18 protein-coding genes are annotated in these 17,820 nt (G+C 68.1%); 7 read left to right on the top strand and 11 right to left on the bottom strand.

All coding sequences use genetic code 11. The annotated features are described in order from the left end of the window. Window positions 1–247: 247 nt before the first annotated feature. Complete coding sequence (locus GA0070619_RS05150; protein WP_088946990.1) at window positions 248–1,066, top strand: NAD(P)-binding domain-containing protein; 819 nt, start codon at window positions 248–250, stop codon at window positions 1,064–1,066. Between the two features lie 48 nt (window positions 1,067–1,114). Here the strand turns inward: GA0070619_RS05150 and GA0070619_RS05145 are convergent, their stop codons facing one another. Both GA0070619_RS05145 and GA0070619_RS05140 read right to left on the bottom strand, forming a co-directional pair. Next, entirely contained in the window at window positions 1,115–2,512 is a 1,398-nt protein-coding gene (locus GA0070619_RS05145) for an FAD-dependent oxidoreductase (protein ID WP_088951566.1), read from the bottom strand. A 106-nt stretch (window positions 2,513–2,618) separates the two neighbouring features. Continuing rightward, on the bottom strand, window positions 2,619–3,956 hold the full coding sequence (locus tag GA0070619_RS05140) for an MFS transporter (protein ID WP_088946989.1): 1,338 nt from the start codon (window positions 3,954–3,956) through the stop codon (window positions 2,619–2,621). A 236-nt stretch (window positions 3,957–4,192) separates the two neighbouring features. Between GA0070619_RS05140 and GA0070619_RS33745 the strand changes: the two genes are divergently transcribed. The 3 genes from GA0070619_RS33745 (at window position 4,193) to GA0070619_RS05125 (ending at window position 6,453) form a co-directional block, all read left to right on the top strand. Continuing rightward, the gene (locus GA0070619_RS33745) at window positions 4,193–4,324 is read left to right on the top strand and encodes a hypothetical protein (protein WP_269458558.1); all 132 of its coding nucleotides are present in this window, start codon (window positions 4,193–4,195) and stop codon (window positions 4,322–4,324) included. A 215-nt stretch (window positions 4,325–4,539) separates the two neighbouring features. Continuing rightward, complete coding sequence (locus GA0070619_RS05130) at window positions 4,540–5,694, top strand: glycoside hydrolase domain-containing protein (RefSeq protein ID WP_231927273.1); 1,155 nt, start codon at window positions 4,540–4,542, stop codon at window positions 5,692–5,694. 219 nt (window positions 5,695–5,913) lie between these two features. Then, window positions 5,914–6,453 carry an RNA 2'-phosphotransferase gene (locus GA0070619_RS05125; protein WP_088951564.1) on the top strand — a complete coding sequence of 180 codons (540 nt, stop codon included), beginning with the start codon at window positions 5,914–5,916 and terminating at the stop codon, window positions 6,451–6,453. Between the two features lie 139 nt (window positions 6,454–6,592). On the opposite strand, the gene GA0070619_RS05120 is transcribed toward GA0070619_RS05125, so the two are convergent. Continuing rightward, a complete protein-coding gene (locus GA0070619_RS05120; RefSeq protein ID WP_231927272.1) occupies window positions 6,593–9,247 on the bottom strand; it encodes a hypothetical protein in 2,655 nt (884 codons plus the stop codon). 477 nt (window positions 9,248–9,724) lie between these two features. Next, window positions 9,725–10,111, bottom strand: coding sequence for a cupin domain-containing protein (locus GA0070619_RS05115; protein ID WP_197699596.1), 387 nt, complete (start codon window positions 10,109–10,111; stop codon window positions 9,725–9,727). Between the two features lie 7 nt (window positions 10,112–10,118). Here GA0070619_RS05115 and GA0070619_RS05110 point away from each other — a divergent pair, with 7 nt between their 5' ends. Beyond that, entirely contained in the window at window positions 10,119–11,078 is a 960-nt protein-coding gene (locus GA0070619_RS05110; RefSeq protein ID WP_088946985.1) for a helix-turn-helix domain-containing protein, read from the top strand. 475 nt (window positions 11,079–11,553) lie between these two features. On the opposite strand, the gene GA0070619_RS32670 is transcribed toward GA0070619_RS05110, so the two are convergent. The 3 genes from GA0070619_RS32670 to GA0070619_RS34025 are packed head-to-tail and all read right to left on the bottom strand — an operon-like array spanning window position 11,554 to window position 12,118. Continuing rightward, window positions 11,554–11,727, bottom strand: coding sequence for a hypothetical protein (locus GA0070619_RS32670; RefSeq protein ID WP_172861978.1), 174 nt, complete (start codon window positions 11,725–11,727; stop codon window positions 11,554–11,556). Next, window positions 11,724–11,942: a hypothetical protein gene (locus tag GA0070619_RS05105; protein WP_088946984.1), complete on the bottom strand. Its 219-nt coding sequence runs from the start codon at window positions 11,940–11,942 to the stop codon at window positions 11,724–11,726. Before GA0070619_RS05105 ends, GA0070619_RS32670 begins: the two co-directional genes overlap by 4 nt. Further along, window positions 11,939–12,118, bottom strand: a complete 180-nt coding sequence (locus tag GA0070619_RS34025) for a hypothetical protein (protein WP_231927271.1) — start codon at window positions 12,116–12,118, stop codon at window positions 11,939–11,941. The genes GA0070619_RS05105 and GA0070619_RS34025 overlap by 4 nt, the downstream gene beginning before the upstream one ends. Before the next feature lie 404 nt (window positions 12,119–12,522). On the opposite strand from GA0070619_RS34025, the gene GA0070619_RS05095 reads away from it, so the two are divergent. Beyond that, window positions 12,523–13,650 carry a helix-turn-helix domain-containing protein gene (locus tag GA0070619_RS05095; RefSeq protein WP_088946983.1) on the top strand — a complete coding sequence of 376 codons (1,128 nt, stop codon included), beginning with the start codon at window positions 12,523–12,525 and terminating at the stop codon, window positions 13,648–13,650. Continuing rightward, the gene (locus GA0070619_RS05090; RefSeq protein WP_088946982.1) at window positions 13,647–14,225 is read left to right on the top strand and encodes an HD domain-containing protein; all 579 of its coding nucleotides are present in this window, start codon (window positions 13,647–13,649) and stop codon (window positions 14,223–14,225) included. The genes GA0070619_RS05095 and GA0070619_RS05090 overlap by 4 nt, the downstream gene beginning before the upstream one ends. A 600-nt stretch (window positions 14,226–14,825) precedes the next feature. Here GA0070619_RS05090 and GA0070619_RS05085 read toward each other — a convergent pair. From GA0070619_RS05085 to GA0070619_RS05070, 4 genes are all read right to left on the bottom strand, one after another. Further along, a complete protein-coding gene (locus GA0070619_RS05085) occupies window positions 14,826–15,971 on the bottom strand; it encodes a hypothetical protein (protein WP_157743906.1) in 1,146 nt (381 codons plus the stop codon). After that, window positions 15,968–16,540 carry an RNA polymerase sigma factor gene (locus GA0070619_RS05080; protein WP_088946980.1) on the bottom strand — a complete coding sequence of 191 codons (573 nt, stop codon included), beginning with the start codon at window positions 16,538–16,540 and terminating at the stop codon, window positions 15,968–15,970. The genes GA0070619_RS05085 and GA0070619_RS05080 overlap by 4 nt, the downstream gene beginning before the upstream one ends. A 171-nt stretch (window positions 16,541–16,711) precedes the next feature. Next, a complete protein-coding gene (locus GA0070619_RS05075; protein WP_157743905.1) occupies window positions 16,712–17,296 on the bottom strand; it encodes a nucleoside monophosphate kinase in 585 nt (194 codons plus the stop codon). A gap of 258 nt (window positions 17,297–17,554) precedes the next feature. Next, a complete protein-coding gene (locus GA0070619_RS05070; protein WP_088946978.1) occupies window positions 17,555–17,764 on the bottom strand; it encodes a hypothetical protein in 210 nt (69 codons plus the stop codon). Between the last annotated feature and the right edge of the window lie 56 nt (window positions 17,765–17,820).

Genomic DNA, 17,820 nt, shown 5'->3' with positions numbered 1-17,820 from the left:
TGTGGGGAACGGTGCACCCCTGGCTGCCGTTTCGCTAGTGGAAACAGCAGTTTCCAAAATTGGATAGGTTCATAAAGGCAGCCGGCCGACCCTCCTGTCAATAGCCCGACAGGCGATTTGACTCCGGCCGATGTGATCGATTCCCCGGGCCAGCGCAGCGCCGACGGGCGGGTTCGGCGGCACGGCCTTGGCAGGGGGCCCGAGATGGGGCAGAGTGTGGAAACGGCGTTTCCATGAGGAGGTCCAGGTGCGTTACGTGATCATCGGGTGCGGCAACGTCGGCATGGAGCTGGCCCGTCGTTGGGTCTCGGCCGGCCACCAGGTGATCGGCACGACCACCTCCCCCGACCGGGTGCCCGAGCTGGCCCCCGTCTGCACCGAGGTGGCGGTCCTCCGTGGCAGCGACCGTCCCGCCGTCGAGCGGGTCACTCACGACGCCGACGCGGTCGTGCTCACCGTGAGCCCGCGCATCGCCCGAGCCTTCGACGCCGACCAGCGCATCGCCGAGTACGCCGACACGCTCACCGCGTCCGCGCGCACCGCCGCCGCCGTGCATCCCCGGGTGGTCTTCACCAGTTCGGTGTCGGTCTACGGTGCCGGCCATGGCGCGCTGGTCGACGAGGCAACCCCGGTCACCGACGACCCGGACGCCTCCCCCCGCAACTTCGCCGCCGCCGAGGCCGCCGTGCTGGCCGCCCCGCGCGGCGCCGCGCTGCGGATCCCCGACGTGTACGGGCATCCGCGCGACCTCGACTATCCGACCCGGGTGAAGCTGGCCCACGAGATGCTCGGCGGCAGCGTGCCGTTCTCGGCCGAGGCCCTGCACTACCGCATCGACTACCGCGACGCCGCCGCCGCGCTCGACTTCGTGGTGACCCGCGACCTCACGGGCGTGTTCAACGCGGTACCGGACGCGGTCGTGCCGCAGACCAACCAGGCCGTCCTCGACGAGCTCTGCGCCGCCGGGGGCTGGCCCGCGCTGACCTACCGGGGTGAGATCAGGACCCCGTTCGTGCCGATCAGCTCCGGCAAGCTGCGCGCGGAGGGCTTCGCCTTCGCACACTGACTCGGCCCGCATCCTGCGTCCGCTGTGGACGGGCCGGCCGAGACCGGCTCAGCCGGCGGTCCCCGCGAGCCGGCGCCCGACCAGCCGACCGAAGGCCATGGCCGGGGTCAGGCACATGCCGGAGCAGAACGCGTTGCCATTGACAGCGGCGGAGCCGATCACCTCACCGACGGCGTACAGACCGGGGATCGTCGTGCCGTCCGCACGGCGGACCCGCAGCAGCTCGTCCACGTCCAGGCCGGCGAACGTGATCAGGGTGACCGGATGGTTCTCCAGCGCGTAGAACGGCGGCTCGACGATCGGCGCCGGCAGGTACGTTCGGCCGAAGTCGGCATCCCGGCCGTCGGCGACGAAACCGTTGTAGCGGGCCACCGTGGCCGACAGCCCCGCCGGGTCGATGCCGGCCAACCCGGCGAGCTCCGCCAGCCCGGACGCCCGGTGCACGCCGCGGCGCCGGCCGCACTGGGCGTCCAGCTCGGCCGCGCTCCAGCCGTGCACCATCGGGTACGACTCGCGTAGGGCATGGGCGTCGAAGACCGTCCAGAAGGTCATCCGGTCGACAGTGGTCAGCACCCGCTCCTTGTGGTCGATGCTGGGCTCATCCTCGGCGATCCAGCGACTTCCGGCGCGGTCGACGTAGATCTCCCAGGGCGGCCGCTCCGGCGCCACCAGGTGCGGCCGGTGCGCCCAGTCGACCCGAAGGTCGCCGTCGACCGGGGGCAGCCCGCCGAAGGTGGGGATGTAGCGGCCCAGGCCCTGCAGGCCGGCGCCGACCGACCGACCCATGAGCAGGCCGTCGCCGGTCGAGGTGGGCGCCGCCGAGGTGGTCAGCGGCGCGCCCTCCAGCTCGGCGAACAGCTCCGGCGCGTACCCGAATCCGCCGGTGGCGAGCACGACGGCGGGTGCCCGCCACCGCGCGCCGTCGGCGGTGGCCACCCCGACCACCGCGCCGCCCTCGGTCAGCAGCTCGGTGACGCGCACCTCGCAGCGCAGGTCGATGCGGCCGGCGGCCAGATGCGCGTCGAGCATCGGGCGCAGCACGGCCAGAATGGCCGGACCGCCGGGGACGGTGGTGGCGTGGACGGTCCGCGGCGTGCGGTACGGCTCGTGCCCGTACACGATGCGGGGCGTACCCGGATCGACGGTGAGCCCGGCGGCGAGCAGCCACTCCAGCACCGCCGGCTGTTCGCGCAACGTCAGCCGGGTCAGGTCGGCCCGTGCGGCGCCCCGGCTGATCCGCCAGACGTCGTCGAAGTGCCGCTCGGGGTCGTCGCTGATGCCCCGCTCATGCTGCAGCGAGAAGCCGCCGGCGGACAGGTGCCCACCCGAGTACGGCAGGGCGCCCCCAACGTCCGGCGCCTTCTCCAACAGCAGCACGGTGCCGCCCGCGTCGGCGGCGGCGATGGCACAGGCCAGGCCGCCCGGCCCTGCGCCCACAACGATCATGGTCGGCACACCCACCTCCGGCACTCCCGTTGCGTTTCTCTGGATGTGACAGTGTTTCCATAAATTCGGACACCGTCAAACGTCCTGCGGGGTGTGGCTGGGGTTTTCAGCCCACCGGGTGGTTGGGGATCCTCGATCGGACGGCCAGGCCGTACAGGCAGGCCAGCCCGGCCAGGATGCCGAACAGGACGAACGGGCCGGCGGGGCGCCAGTTGTCGTACAGGGTGCCACCGGCGGCGAACGCGATCATGATGCCGATGCCGCCGCTGAGCGCGAACGTTCCGATGACCGACCCCCGGGTACGGCTGGGAGCCTGTTCGGCGATCAGCACCTGACTGGAGATGACGGCGCTGACCTGGCCGAGGCCGATCAGCGCGGCGACGGCGTAGCCGAGCGGGCTGAACGGGTCCCCGACGAAGATCGTGGCGGTGTAGCCGAGGGCGGCGGTCCCCAGGGAGATCAGCACCGCGTCGGTGCGGGACAGCCGGTCGGCGATGATGCCGATGGCCGGTGCCCCGATCAACGCGATGCCGTTGGCCACTCCCAGCAACAGACCTGCCTTGGCCAGCGCCTCGGCTTCGCTGAGCCCGAGGTGCTGGGTGCCGTACTGCTGTGCCCAGAGGGTGAGGTAGGCACCGACGAGCGCCAGGTCAGCTCGGGCGACGAAGGCGCTGAGGTAGGCGAAGGAGACGCCGGGGCGCCGGATCTCGGCGACGCCCTCGCGCAGCAGCCTCGGGATCGGGATGTGCTCGGAGTGCGTTGTCGCCAGCCCGCCCCGGAGGGTGAGCCGCATCAGGATCGCGGTGAGCAGGGCCAGCCCGCCGACGATGAGGTAGGTCGCCCGCAGCGCGGCGATCGTGTCCATCCCCATGCCCTCGAAGATGTCCGGCAGTTTGACCAGCACGAAGAACGTGACGAGCGCGCCGAGACCGTTGCAGAAGCCGAGGATGCCGTTGGCCCTGCCGCGGGTGGTGTCCTGGACGTAGTCGGCGACCACTGCCGTGAGCATCACGGTGACCATCGCCACGCCGACGGCGGCGACACCCCGGGCCAGGTAGTAGGGCAGGACCGAGCCGACGAACGGTGCCATGCCGACGCCGAGGCCAAGCAGAATGTAACCGCTGACCACGATCGGGCGCCGTCCGAGGCGGTCGGACCAGGCACCGGCCAGGCCGACCGCCGCGATCAGGACGATTTCACTGATCAGCCCAGCGGTGCCCACGATCGAACCCTGCTCCCCCTTGGGCACACCCAGGATGGAGGTGAGTAGCGCCGTCTGCGCGGCCGGGATGAACGTGAACGTCATGATCGACGTCAGCGCCAGCCAGTAGTACCCGCTGATGTTGGCCCGGGTCGTGCCCGGTGAGAGCTGGAGCGGGCCGAACGTGGTGGCCTGCTCGCCGACCTCCGGCGCGGCGGCGGTGTCTTCCTGGCTGCGATGCACGCTGGTCCCCTGCCCTGTGATGGCATGAATGGAAACGCTGTTTCCACACACTAGCGGGTCAGGGCCCGGACGGGATGGCGTCGGTGCGGCGCATTTCTCGCCGCCCGGTCCCCTTCCGGCGCCGTCGACCCGCCCCCGGTTGCGCGACCGGCGGGCTCAGGAGGCCGACGACGCCGCGGGCGTTGTGCGAACCGACAGCGGGTCAACGGCCGGAAGCGGTTCATCGTCACACCTCGATGCTGCACCGGTTGGACGGCGACGACCCGTACGAGACGAAGCTGCAGACCGCAACGCTGCGATACCTGACCAGCTCCCGCGCGTACGCCACCAGCCTGGCCGAGAACTACGTGGGCCTGCCCCTCGGCTGACCTCGGCGCCGGGTCGGCGGCGGCCCTCTATTGCTACTCATCGATTCGTGGTAGAAATCTTTCGCACTGCCCGTTCCCAGGCAATAATTTCTTCAGACGGAGGCAACGTGAGAGTCACTGCCGGGTGGCTGGCGAGTCTCATCCTTGCCGCAGCAATCGTGGCGCCCGCCCAGTCGATTGCTGTGGCCGCGACACCCACACAAGCATCGACTGCAGTGACGCCGCTGGCCACCGGCCCGCAACCCGGCACCTTCACCGGCCGGGGATTCGACACCTGCGCCGCTCCGTCACAGACCACGATGAACGCGTGGCGGGCCAGTTCGCCCTACGGCGCGGTCGGCATCTACATCAGCGGGGCGAGCCGCTCCTGTTCCCAGCCCAACCTCACCGCAAGCTGGGTGGCAAACCAGACCAGCAACGGATGGCGACTGATCCCCATCGAACTGGGTTACCAGGCACCGTGCGGCACCCGCACGCCGAAGATGTCCGCCGATCCCACCACCGCCCGGTCGCAAGGCGTCTCCGCGGCCAACAGCGCCGCGAATGCCGCCCAGGCACTGGGCATCGGCACTGCGAGCACCATCTACAACGACATCGAGCAGTACCCGTCGAACGCGTCGTGCCGGGCCGCCGTGCTGTCGTTCCTGTCCGGTTGGACCGAGCAGTTGCACGTACGGGGCTACCTCGCCGGCATGTACTCCAGCGGTTCGTCCGGCATCAAGGACGTCTGCGAGGCATACGACAACCCGAGCTACACGCGACTCGACCAGATCTGGATCGCCTGGTGGAACGGGGTGGCTGACACCGATGCCGGAAGTTACTGCGCCGATGCCTACTACGCGAACCAGCAGCGCTTGCACCAGTACGCCGGGGAGGTCACCGAGACGTGGGGTGGCGTCACGATGAAGATCGACCGCAACTACCTCGACGTGAGGGTTACGCAGACCCCGCCGCCGCAGCAGTGGACCACGACCATCGACAACAGCGCCTCGGGCGGGTTCACCGCGAGCACTGCATGGGGCACGTCGGCCTACTCCAGCCAACGGTTCGGCACCGACTACCGGTTTACCAGTCCGGTGTCGTCCAGCGACGTCGCCTGGTTCCGGTCGACCATCCCGGCGACCGGAAGCTATGAGATCTCAGTCTGGTACCCGGCCGACGCGGGCTACAACAACCAGACGCCATACCTTGTGGAGACCACCACAGGCAGCAGGTCCGTCTCCGTCAATCAGCGGGCCAACGGCGGTAGGTGGGTCTCGATCGGCGTGTTCACCCTGGCTGCGGGCACGGGCAACAAGGTCGGCGTGAGTCGCTGGACCAGCGGCACCGGACTCGTGGTCGCCGACGCGGTGCGGATCACCCGGGTCTGAGCCCCCTCGCCTCGGCCAGGTTCCTGCCGATTCCCCGGGCACCGAAGCCGGCCTCCTTGAGGGTCCGGTACGCGACGATCTTCGGGGTGACCCGCCTCCGCAGTGGACAGGTTGGAGCCGGCGGTTCGTACCCGACAGGCCCACCGGAGAAAAGACCCGGGATCGGTGTCGCCGGAAAACCTCTCGATTCGAGTGACGCGGATCGACCACAATGCCAGCGTGGAACGCGAGCGCCTGGTGAAGTTGAGCAAACGGATGTCGAAGGCACTCCGGCACGATCCCGAGCGGGCCGGCCTGGTGCTCGATCCCGCCGGTTGGACTCCCGTCGACGCTCTGCTCGCCGCCCTACGGATCGAGCGGGCCGAGCTGGACGCGGTCGTCGCCGGCAACGACAAGCAGCGGTTCGCTGTCGAGCGCGGCGCCGACGGGGTGCTGCGGATCCGGGCCAACCAGGGCCACTCAGTCCCGGTGGACCTCGGGCTGCCCCCGGTCACCCCACCGGACCGGCTCTATCACGGCACCAGCGCCGGCGCGCTGGAGTCGATCCGGGCCGCCGGCCTGCACCGCGGCGGCCGGCACCACGTCCATCTCTCCGCCGAAACCGAGACCGCCCACCGGGTCGGCGCCCGACGCGCCGGTCGGGTCGTGATCCTCACCATCGACGCGGCGGCGATGGCCGCCGACGGGCACGTGTTCCACCGCAGCGCCAACGGTGTCTGGCTCACCAACGCGGTCCCTGCCAGCTATCTGCTCGACTGAGCCCTGGCCAGGCCCGCACCGCTGTTTCCGGCGAGGTGCGCGCGGCCTCGAACGGAATGAGGCACCAGACATCCGGAGCGAGCTACGAGAAGTGCCTCGCCGAGGCTCACCGCCGTCGCGCTTGAATCCACAGGAGCGCTCAACCGAGGGTGAAGCGGAAGAAGCGGGGGCGGTAGATGCCCGGGTCGCGGTAGTGGTCCGCGTCGGGGGAGATACGGGTGTCCATGCTGTTGACGTTGTACGAGGCGATGAACGTGTCGCCGGAGCTGAGTGCCGCGTGCACGTGGGCGTTGTACGAGATGACGTTCGGATTCCAGTAGCTGCCGTACGGACCGGGTTCGGGCATCCGGTAGACCGGGGTTTTGTCGGTGAAGGGACCGTACGGTGAGCAGGACGTCCACGCGTTGATCTGACCGCTGAACGCCAGGGTGCTGTCCTGGCTGAGCAGGAGGAACTGCCCGCCCCAGGGGGTGACGCTGTATTCGTTGGCGATGCCGGTCAGCAGGTTGCGAGAGTTCTGCTCTCGGAACGTCCAGCCCCACGGCGTGTGGTACTGCCAGGTGCCGCTGGCAAGGTCGCTTCCGTACACCCGGGCGATGCGCATCTGCTTGTTGATCGGGGAGTCGTCCACGCCGTAGACGTAGGTGTAGCCGTCGCCGCTGCGGCTGGCCGGCAGCAGCCCCGATCCCCAGGCGACGCCGCTGGCCGAGGGCAGCTGTCGGACGCTGACCGGGGCTCGTAGGTTGGACAGGGCGAAGTTCGCCACCACGTTGCGGTTGAATCGCCAGTCCCAGGCGCCGGACCCGAAGCGCTCGTACTCCTGGTACACCACCTGCAGCTGACCGCCGGAGACGTGGCCGTCGCCGACCCAGTACCACTTGCCGGGTCCGGACGGAGGCATCAACGCCCGGGGTGCCCCGGCGGTGCCGCCCTGATACGTGGTCAGGCTGCCGCCGTTCTGCACCACGAACGTGTTGTTCACCAGCGGTGCGCTCACTGGTCTGGTGCCGTCGCCGTTGAGCGGCCCCATCCAGGTGTCGGAGAACAGCCAGACGATCCGCCCGTCGGGCAGCTTCACCGAGTACGTGGAGTCGCCGCCGGTCCAGCCGTCCGGCGTGCTGGCCGCGTACCGGTTGAATGTGCCCTCCGGCTCGACGGTGGTCTCCACGCTGTTCACCGACAGCGGCCGCAGGACGCACGAGCGGCCTGTGAGCGGCAGTGTGGTCTCCACGTAGGTGCTGAACGTCTTCGGGCTGCTGTCCGCGTCGGCGGAGTGGATGTCCAGCTCGGTCCAGGTCGTCACCAGGGTGGCGACCATGGGGTACGCGAAGTCCGCCACGGTGATCAGACCGCCGGCGTCGGGGTAGCGCACCGTCTGGATGCTCGGGTACTTCACCTGCGTGCCAGCGCTGCCAGCCGGCGACCAGATGACCACCGCGGAGCTGCGGTTGGCATCCTTGCCCGTGTCGATCAGCAGCGTCGAGCAGTACCCGCAGCCCGGGTCGCCAGAATTCTGAACGGCCCGGAAATCATGGTAGACGGCGCCGCCCTTACGCAGGATGTCCTGGTACTCCACGTGCATGCCAGCGGGTGTCGAGTGACTCTTGCGGGCCGGCCTCGCGCCGCCAAGAACGTCGCCGCTCGTCCCACTCAGGGAGGAGATGTTGTCACGCCACAGTTTCGTGTCGGAATCCGTGTAGCCGTAGCTGCGCCACGCGTCCACCGTCGGGGCGGGGGCGGCGTTCGCCTTGGCCAGCCGATAGTTGGCGATGTGGTAGCCCAGCAGCATGTCCTTGAAGTTCAGGCCGTAGCCCTGCGCGGCGTGCCGGATCGCCTCGATCGGCAGATGGTCGTGGTCCCGGATGCTTTCCCAGGTCCGCCGCACGAAGACCGGGTCGATCTGCTCGGTAAGGTACGTGGGTAGCAGGAATGCGCCGTACTGCGGGCCCTCTGCCAGGCCGCCCCACGAGTTGAGCGCCGACCCTGGTTTGCTGAGCACGTCGTAGACGTTGCGCGCATACAGCTTCTCCTCGCCGGGGATGGGCACGTACGGCTCGCGGGCGTAGGTCTGGTGGGCGGCCCACTCGGCGGTGGCCTCCATCCACCAGTTCATTGAACCGAACTCCTCACCGCGCACCAAGGTGGCAAGGAAATCGAGGCTGACGTCAGACTTGTCCCAGTACTGGTACTGCATGACGTGGAACAGCTCATGCCGGGGCAGGTAATCCCAGTCGTCCTGCCCGTTGGGCACCAGCATGGTGGCCTGCTGATTGAGCCCGAACGGCAACACGAAAGGCGCGTCAATCTCCAACCCGAGGCCGCCGACGACAGGGATCTCGTCAACGCCGTAGACCAACACCCACGGCTTGCCGTCGCGCACCGGCAGCGGGTAACCCATCTCGCGATACTCGTCGACAGCGATCGCGAGCGAATTCAGCAGGTGCTGGACCGCCTTGGCCCGCCCGTTGGAATGGTAGTCCGCCGGAATGCCCGGCCCGCCTGCTCCGGCGATGTTGAACAGGATGAGGAACTCGCCGGCAGATGCCCGGCAGCGGTAGGTGACACCGAGATAGTCGAACGGCTCCGCGGCGCAGTCGTCGTAGCCGGCCGCCGCAGGGGCGGCAGCCGGCGCGGCGACGTCCGGCGCGATCATCCTCGCCGCCTCGGGCTCAGCGTTCGCTGCCAGCATCGAGAGGTAGGTCAGGTACCGCTGCGGGTCGCGGATGGCACCGGTCTGCCGTAGGTGGGCGGGTACTGCCCGGGGCGAGCGAAGCGCGGTGAGTCCGTACCGCACCGCGTCGTCCCGGGAAAGCTTTCCCCGGTGGTACGCCGAGAGGATCCGTTCGCCCGGTCCAAAGTCGGGCGGAGTGACTGCCTTGTGCGGCGCAATGCTGGGCGGGGCCTCCTCGAACGGCTTGGGCCTCGGGACCGGCGGGGTATTCAGGTCCGGCTTGGGGGTGTGCGGCGCTGGAGCGGTGCCAATGGCACGGCTGGCGGCTCGCGCGGTGTCTGGGTCGGGGGCTGCCTGCGCAGCGCCACTGGTAGACACTGCCCCGGCCAGAACTACCGTCGCCATGACCAGAGCCAGGGTCTTCCTCATCTACCGCTCCTAGCTGGAGGTTGTAGGACGTTTCGGGTTGCACGTGCAGTCTTGAGGTGCGCTGAGCAGCCACTGTGGATTGTTTCGACCGCCATGTGAGCCGAGTTTCCGTCCTTGGGTCGCCGACCAGGTCGCGAGCCCGATCTCCGACGGCGCGTTCGGGACCGCCGGCTACATCGCGACGATGCTGATGCCGATCATGCGTGCGCCGGTCTCGGTACGCGGGCGGTGCGTGCTGCCCGGAGCAAACACCACGTAACTGCCGGGGCCCAGGCGGTGGCCCCGATCGATGAACTCGCCCGACACCACGTAGTAGCGCTCTTCGCCGTCGTGCACGTCCACCTCTGGCCACTCCGTTCCCGGGGCGAAGTCGTACATCCAGCCACGGGCCCGCTCGGTCGCCGGCAGGCGCCGTCCGACGATGCCGGGGACGACCTCGACGGGTTCCACCTCATCGACCTGCAGGATCTGCACATCATCGGATTCATGCGTCACGCAGTCATGATCGTCGTGTCGGCCCTTACCGGCCAGTGTCTGGAATGACGTTGCCAGGTACATTCTTGCCATGATCATTCATCGGGTGGTCGCCCTCGTCCTGCCGCCGCAGTCCACGTTCGAACTGGCGTGTGTCGCTGAGGTGTTCGGCGTGCAGCGCCCCGGCCTACCAGTCAGCTACCGGTTCGAGGTGTGTGCCGAGCAACCGGGCATCGTGTCCACGATGGCGGGATACGACATGGCGGTCACCAGTGGGCTGCACGCGCTCGAGACCGCGGACACGGTGGTGATCCCCGGCTGGCAACGCCGCGAGCAGCCCGCTCCGCCCACCGTGATCGATGCGCTGCAGCGCGCCCACAGACGCGGCGCCCGCATCGTCGCCATCTGCTCCGGCGCCTTCCTACTCGCCCACACCGGGCTGCTCGATCGGCGCAGGGCGACCACTCACTGGCGGATGGCCGCCGAGTTCGCTGCCCAGTTTCCGGGCGTGCACGTCGAAGCCGACAGCCTGTACATCGACCACGGCGACGTCGCGACCAGCGCAGGCACCGCCGCCGGCATCGACCTGTGCCTGCACCTGGTCCGCAATGACCACGGCGCCGCTCACGCCAATCAGATCGCCCGGCACATGGTCATGCCGCCACATCGCGAGGGCGGGCAGCTGCAGTACGCGGCAACACCCCTGACCGCGCGTACCCCGGTGTCCGTGGCCCCCGTCCTCGACTGGGCCGCGGAGAGACTGCACGAGCCGCTCACCGTCAACGACCTCGCCGCACAGGCCAAAATGTCCCCGCGCACACTCGCCCGCAGATTCACCGCGCAACTGGGTATCAGCCCAGGACAGTGGCTGCTCCAGCAACGCATCACGGCCGCGCGAGCCCTGTTGGAGGAGACCGAACTGCCGGTCGAGACAATTGCTACCAGAGTGGGCCTATCCACGGCCACCAACCTGCGCCGCCGTTTCCGCACCACGGTGAACACCACACCGACCGCCTACCGCCGCTCCTTCGGCCGCGGCGCGAGCACCTAGACCACAGGCCACGACGCCGAGCCCGAGCTGCCTCTCCGGCAACTCGACAGCGGGCGGGCCTCTTCGAACCTCCGCCGTCCTGTGGCAGGCGTGGCACGCGGTGGCATTGACGGTTCGTTCGGATGCAGTGTCGCGCCGTCGACCCGAAGAACCGCAGCGACCTCCCGGATGCAGGTCTCGAACAAGGCGACCAGAGACTCGCTCAAGCGCCTGGCGATTCACTCGGCCACTGACGCCGTTGCAGGACTAGCCGCTGCACGACAGCAGAAAGGCCACCTCCCGAACCCGGGAAGCGGCCTCTGACCTGCGGAACTGACAGTGGGCGATGCTGGTATCGAACCAGCGACCTCTTCGGTGTGAACTCTCGGCAACCCGGTTGGATCGGGCTTGATGCGAGGTCAGACGGCCTGCTGACGCGCCTTTCGGGCCGGTTCGGCCGGGACCGTTGCTGCACTTCGCTGCTGTACGGCTGGCGTCAGACGAGACGCTGGATGCGGACCTTCGGACGCTCGTTCCGGACGTGGCTGTGTTTGTGCTGCCGGACCTGCTCGTCCCAGACCTCTTGGTCGTAGTCCGGGTCCGGCGGGATCCATTTGTGGGAGCCGTCGCTGTAGTGGAACTTCTCGTCACCCGGCCGCAGGATGCTCACCGAAGCCACCCGAGGAAGCGTCTGTGCAGCGCACCCGCCGGCACCCAGGTCAGGTCCTCGGAGGCCCGCACCAGCTGCGCACCTAGGTAGAGAGCCAGGGAGATCGGAGCGTCGTCGAACTCGGCGCGTAGCTCGCGCTGCCGCGTACGGCAGGGCCAGGGCGCATCGCAGCCGCCACAGCTCCAGATCGGCAGCACCGGGCCGTGCGTGGTCATGTGCGACCTCCGAGCAGCGCCGCCGTCATCGACCGGGCCTGCCGGCTGGTCGCCCAGTCCACCTGCCAGCATGGGTACGGCGTGAGCCGCGACCACCACGCCCGGCAACCGGTGCACAGGCCGTCGTTAGCGAGCAGGTGCACGACCAGGATTTGCCGCTCCGCATCGTTGCTCACTGCTCCTCCTCGGCGGGCCAGTGCCCCCGGTTGATCGGAATGCGGTGTCGGCTGTGACAGGGCAGTTCCGCCCCACAGCGGCAGACCCAGTTCCACCTCTGCCACGACCAAGCCGGGCGGTGTCGCCGTCCAGGGTCATCGCGACGGCGATCAGGTACTGGTCGTAGGTCACTCGTCGCCATGGTGGTGTCCTGTCCCCCATCACTGGCTCCCTCCACCGGGCAGCACTCCACGGCCGACCCCGAAACGACGGGATCAAATCTGGAACGTTCGGTAACTGCGACGCTACGATCACGACGGCGGCGGTGGGACTCACCCGCAGTACGAGTGAGCAGGCCAGATGAGCCGCCGCAGCAGTGGTTTCACGGCGAAACGTCGACCACGGGTCAACGTAGGGATGACGTATGAAAGGTCACGGACGATCAGCACCACATCGCGGCGAGGTGACCGGCTACCTGTTCAAGCTGATCCGGGAGTCCATCCCGCTCACGCAGGAGCAGCTCGCCGTCGACCTGGACGTCGATCGCGTGACCGTGCAGAGCTGGGAGTCCGGGCGCCGACCATTCACCGCGGTACCGCTCGGGCAGGCGATCGCCGTTCGACGCCGGCTCGGACGGCTCGGCGCGAACACAACCCTGCTCGCAGCACTTGACGACGCCGCTGAGGCGGATCTCATCCTTGCCGCCGTCCTCAACGAGAATGTGGGCCGTTGCGACATCGCCGAACAGCCGCTGGGCTGGTCCGTACTCACCCACCGTCTGACCGACTTGATCCTCTGGGCCGTCCTCGGGCAGACACCGACCTTCGCCCGAGGGCTACCCATCGCCCATCCCCGACGGGGTCCAGTCGCGTCCGGGCCAACCTTGCCCGTCGACGAGCAACGTGCGTTCTTTACTCACCTTCACGTGCTCGCCGATCGCGCCGCAGCCGGACGGCATCGGAACGTGCTGCTGCACCGGCAAGCCTGCTTCCTTGCCGGCATGGACCCCACGAAGGCAGCAGCAGGTTGGCTCACCCAGACCACCGCCCGATCACACCGCACGACCACCTTTCACACCTGGTCACCGCTGTGGCCCGACGCTCGCTCCGTCGTCACGTCCCTCGCTAACCAGGGCGACCCGGAACCGTTACGAGACTTCATCGCTCGCGCGCATCCCGATGACTCCTGCGAGCGAGCGGCTCTCAACTACTCGGCCTACTGGGTGGGCGAGATCCCGTACCGCCACCGCGACGACTCCTTCATGCCCGAAGCGCTCGCTGACTGGAATGGCTCAATCCTTCTTCGGCACCTGGTTCATCGCCTCAATCCGGGGCATTCCTTCGTTGACCTCAACATCCACAATGTCTGGGCTCTGCTGGCCGCACGACGCGGTCTCGCTCTCGACAACCCCGCCGCGACTCGGGCGCTCCTCGACCGCAGTGTCCCGCTCCTGGACAGTGACCGGATCTCCGCACAGTCGCGGCAGGAACTAACCTCTATCGTCTACAGCCTGCGGGCGGACGGACTCACCGGCACAGGGACGGGCAGATGACCGACGATCACGACGCCGCCGGAGCGATGAACTTCATCTTCGAAGCTGGCGTCCTCAAACGCGCTGCCCGGACCGGATGGTGGTTCGCCGGCGTCAAGCAACCCGAGTCCATCGCCGAGCACTCCTTCCGAACGGCGCTCATCGGAATGATGCTCGCCGCCATGGAGGGCGCCGACCCAGCCCGAGTGTCGATGCTCTGCACCCTGCACGACACTCAGGAAACCCGAATCACCGACATCCCACACATCGCCAAGCGCTATCTCACCGCCGTACCCAACACCGCCGTCACCGCCGACCAGGTCGCCGCCTGTCCCCCAGCCGTCGCCGACGTCATCACCGCCGCCGTCGCCGAGTACGAAGCTGGCGAGACACTGGAAGCCGTCGTCGCTCGTGACGCTGACAAGCTGGAATGCCTCGTCCAAGCCGTCGAGTACCGCCACCAAGGCGTCGACAACGTGCAGCGCTGGATCGACAGCTCACGAGCGGCTCTGAAGACCGCCAGCGCCCACCGCCTTGCCGACGCCGCCCTCAGCGGACAGCCCCTGGCTTGGCTCGCTCCCCCGCCGCACGCGTAAGCGTTCAACACTTGGCTTTGTATTGATGCCGGCGATGGGCACAGTCGATCAAGTGGACGAGACGCCTCGTGACCTGGGCATGAAGAGTCCTAGCCGGTCATTGGTAGTCACTGCTGGTCCACCTAAGACGACCTGAGATCGACATGATCTTGGGTCGGCTGATGCCGTAACCCGGACGCGCCCCAGGCGGCATCAGACGCACACGGTTCAGGAAGGAGATAGCGCCGCCCGCGCCACCTCCCGTCCTGCCAGGACATTCGTCCACCGACTCCCGGCCGATGATCCTGATCATTCGGTGCATGTTCCGGATCTTGCGACGTCCGGGATTACTCACTTACAAGCTCTGTGCAAGTCGTCTCGCGGGCAGGCTCCTGCAGTAAAGGGCATGCTCGAATCCAGCCAACCAATGGCAATGGCGTCCGGGGCGCCCGGGTAGTAGTCACAGGGCGCCAGGTCCGGGATGTACGTCACGCGTCGATCATCGCAGTCAGGCGCGGGCCGTGCGAACAACAAAACGACGGTGCGGGCCGCCTCTGGGCGGCCCGCACCGTTATCGATCGCCGGGCGCGTTACGCCCGCTGGCGGGTGGGAGTTCCCGGCCTACAGGTCGGCCTTCGTCACGCGGGAGGATTCGTACGTCGTGGAGGCCTGGGGGAGGCCCGGCACGGTGGAGATGTCCTTGACCAGCATGCCGGTCGTGGCGTCGATGGTCAGCACCTCGCCAGCCTCGCCGCCGAACACCTCGGGGCTGGCGGTGATCGTCAGCGTGGCCTTGCCGTGGGTGGTCGAGTTCTTGACGCTGACCGCGGAGATGGTGGACAGCAGACGCAGCACGCCGGCCCGGACCTGCGTGTTGCCGTCGCCAGCGGACAGCGCTTGGGTGCTGTAGGTCCATAGGGCGTTGTCGAAGTGCCGCTGAACGGCCTGGGGGCTGTACGGCTTCGGCTTGGCGTTGCCGCCCTTCTGCTTGATGATCACCTGCGCGGACGCCTGCTGCTTGTCCCATACCGCCTTCTGCGCTGCGGGGTCGAGGCCCACCAGCGGATCCTTGGCTGCCTTGAGCATCTGGGTCCGGCCGTCGGCCGGGCTGCTGTCCGCCGCGGCGACGGCTGCCTTGAGGAGCGGAGCGTAGCCGCCGTCCGTCATCTGGTCCTGGTGACGGGCGATCGCACGCTTGATGTCCTTCACGCTGTTGCCCGTATAGATCGCGTGATCGTCGGTGTACAGCGTGTAGACGACCTGCATGGTCTTGGTGCCGTGGACCTGCGTCGCCTTCACCAGCCACGCGTCGCCCGCCGACGGGGTAACCGTCTTGATGGACCCGGCCAGGGTCATCAGCGGCGCGCGCTCTGCGGACCCGTCGACGGTGGTCGAGCTCGAGGTGGCGGCTGACGAATCCTTGCCGGCCTCGATGCCCCCGGTCGCCGGCGAGTTGAGCACCACAGCGACGACTGCCGCCGCGGCGGCAACCCCCACCCCGGCGCCGATGCCCAATCGGCCCGCGATACCGATCCGGCGGCGGCGCTGAATCGCCGGGCTGGATTCGTGGTCCCGCGTGGTTGTCGTCGTTTCCATGGTTGAAGTCGCCTCCATAGTCGTGTTCTCCGCTGATATCGCGCCCAGCAGCCGCACGGTTCCGGGGTCGGCCATAGCCGCCCGCAGCACCGCCCGCGCCCGCTGATACGCCTCCGGGCGTAGTGGTTCTGCGCTGCCCAACGCACCGACCAGATCGAGCTCGTCGGTCATCGGTGTCTCTCCTTCGTGCTGTTGCGGTCCTTCAGAAGCGCGGACACCCCCGGGGCGTCGCGCACTGCCGTCCTGGCCTGGCTCAGCAGCCGCCGCGCGGTGCCCGCTGGTATGCCGAGTGCCCGCGCGGCGTCGGCTGCGGTCAGGTCCTCCCAGGCGACGAGCCTCAGGACCTCCCGCTCTTCGGGTTTGAGCCGCGTGAGGGCCGACCGGAGCACCGCCCGGGCGTCCATGCCGAGGTCCACCGCCGACCACGGATCCCATCCAGTAGCCACGTCCGGTACGTCCGCGACCAGGTCCTCGGCCGGCCGGGACCGCCAGTAGCGTCGCAAGCGATTCAATGCCACCCCGTACAGCCACGGCCGCGCATCGTTGTACGACCGGTCGTACGATCGCCGCGACTCGAACGCCGCAACCCAAACCTCGCCCAGGAGGTCCTCAGCCGCATCCCGCCCCGCCCGGCGAACGAGGTACGAACCGACGGCGGCCTCATGGCGCTCGACCACCTCCACGAAGGCGTCGACATCGCCATCCAGCGACCGGCCTATCAAATCCGCATCCGAATCCATGGCCCTCCTCGGCAAAGTCCGCGCTTCACCCTGACATTGCCGATCAGGCGGGGAAGTGTTCAGGCGCCGAGGTCCGACGGCAAGCGGTCGCCCAATAGCGACCTCTCAGCGGCGATCTGCGGCTGCGGCTGCGGCTGCGGCTGCGGGCCCAGCTTCGCTACCTGCCCGATCTCACGGGTGGCGTTGGCCATCGGAGGCGATTGGGATCAGTCTGGCTGCTACGTCTTCGAGGTCGCCGAAGCCACTGACGGTTTGCAACAGGCCGTGGGTCCGGTAATAGGCGCGCAACGGCTCGATCTGCTCTTGGTGGTTCTCTTGTGAATGCGTGTACATGAGCAGGAGTTCCTGGCGTCGCTCGGCTTGCTGGGGGTCCAGTTCTATCCGTCGTTCTACCCGGCGGTGAACGGCGAGACGGAGTTGGTCCTCAGTCAGGACGAGCTCGATCACTGTGTCGGGCCCGTGACCGCTCTGCGTCAGCAACTCGGCCTGACGGATCTTGCGAGGGAAGTTGTACAGCACCCAGCCGCCGTCGACGTTGGCTAGGGCTTCAGCGACCACTCCGACCATCAGCTCATCCGGGACAAGATGTCCGGCCTGCATATACCCGTTCGCCTCTTCGCCCAGCGGAGTCTGCTGCTGCACGTGTTGGCGGAAGACGTTGCCTGCGCTGACGACCTGTAGGCCGGTGGCTGCCAGGGCCGACGCAGCGGAAGCCAGGTCGACTACCGGGCCGGCGATGAGGGCCACGTTGGGCATGTGCACTCCCTTGGGGACGCCGACGAGCCAAGCTATCAGCACAATTAGCACATGACGTCAGATGTCAATGTAGAGCGTCAGCCCGGATGCGCCAGGGCGGCAGCCGGCCCTTGATGCCGATTGCCCAAATCACGGCGGGTTGACTTGTCGGTACCGGGTGTTATTTGGCGCTCATCGAGCACGCCAGCGCGGCCTTCCTACCGGATCGCTGGACTCGACTTCGGAGATGCCGAGCGGCCTTCCTGCTGCTGATGCGGGTCACGTCCCGCCAGCTCTCGATCGCACCGGCCGCCGCGCCAAGTCGTTGGGCTCGGTGTAGTTGTGCAGGCTGCTTTCGGCGATCGCGGTGGTGATGGCGATGAGCGCCGCCCGCTTGTCCAGGCCACGGTCCCGGGTGATGTCGGCGATGGCCCTGGCGCAGGAGACGTGGTAGCTGTTGAGCGCCCCGTCTTTGACGTAGCCGTTCATTTGGGATCGGAGCTGACTGGCGTTGGTGTTGTCCGCTGAGCTGGGCCCGGGCGCGC

It is taken from the genome of Micromonospora zamorensis (assembly GCF_900090275.1).
In the GTDB taxonomy this organism is placed as follows: Bacteria; Actinomycetota; Actinomycetes; order Mycobacteriales; family Micromonosporaceae; genus Micromonospora; species Micromonospora zamorensis.
Note: the sequence above shows the minus strand (reverse complement) of the source record. Positions and strands in the feature narration are given on the sequence as shown.

Coding starts and splice junctions, on each gene's coding strand:
- GA0070619_RS05070 (WP_088946978.1), bottom strand. CDS start 17,764: ATGAACGGCTACGTCAAAGACGGGGCGCTCAACAGCTACCACGTCTCC.
- GA0070619_RS05095 (WP_088946983.1), top strand. CDS start 12,523: ATGAAAGGTCACGGACGATCAGCACCACATCGCGGCGAGGTGACCGGC.
- GA0070619_RS05085 (WP_157743906.1), bottom strand. CDS start 15,971: ATGACCGACGAGCTCGATCTGGTCGGTGCGTTGGGCAGCGCAGAACCA.
- GA0070619_RS05105 (WP_088946984.1), bottom strand. CDS start 11,942: ATGACCACGCACGGCCCGGTGCTGCCGATCTGGAGCTGTGGCGGCTGC.
- GA0070619_RS05075 (WP_157743905.1), bottom strand. CDS start 17,296: ATGCCCAACGTGGCCCTCATCGCCGGCCCGGTAGTCGACCTGGCTTCC.
- GA0070619_RS05115 (WP_197699596.1), bottom strand. CDS start 10,111: ATGTACCTGGCAACGTCATTCCAGACACTGGCCGGTAAGGGCCGACAC.
- GA0070619_RS05090 (WP_088946982.1), top strand. CDS start 13,647: ATGACCGACGATCACGACGCCGCCGGAGCGATGAACTTCATCTTCGAA.
- GA0070619_RS05145 (WP_088951566.1), bottom strand. CDS start 2,512: ATGATCGTTGTGGGCGCAGGGCCGGGCGGCCTGGCCTGTGCCATCGCC.
- GA0070619_RS05110 (WP_088946985.1), top strand. CDS start 10,119: ATGATCATTCATCGGGTGGTCGCCCTCGTCCTGCCGCCGCAGTCCACG.
- GA0070619_RS33745 (WP_269458558.1), top strand. CDS start 4,193: ATGCTGCACCGGTTGGACGGCGACGACCCGTACGAGACGAAGCTGCAG.
- GA0070619_RS05080 (WP_088946980.1), bottom strand. CDS start 16,540: ATGGATTCGGATGCGGATTTGATAGGCCGGTCGCTGGATGGCGATGTC.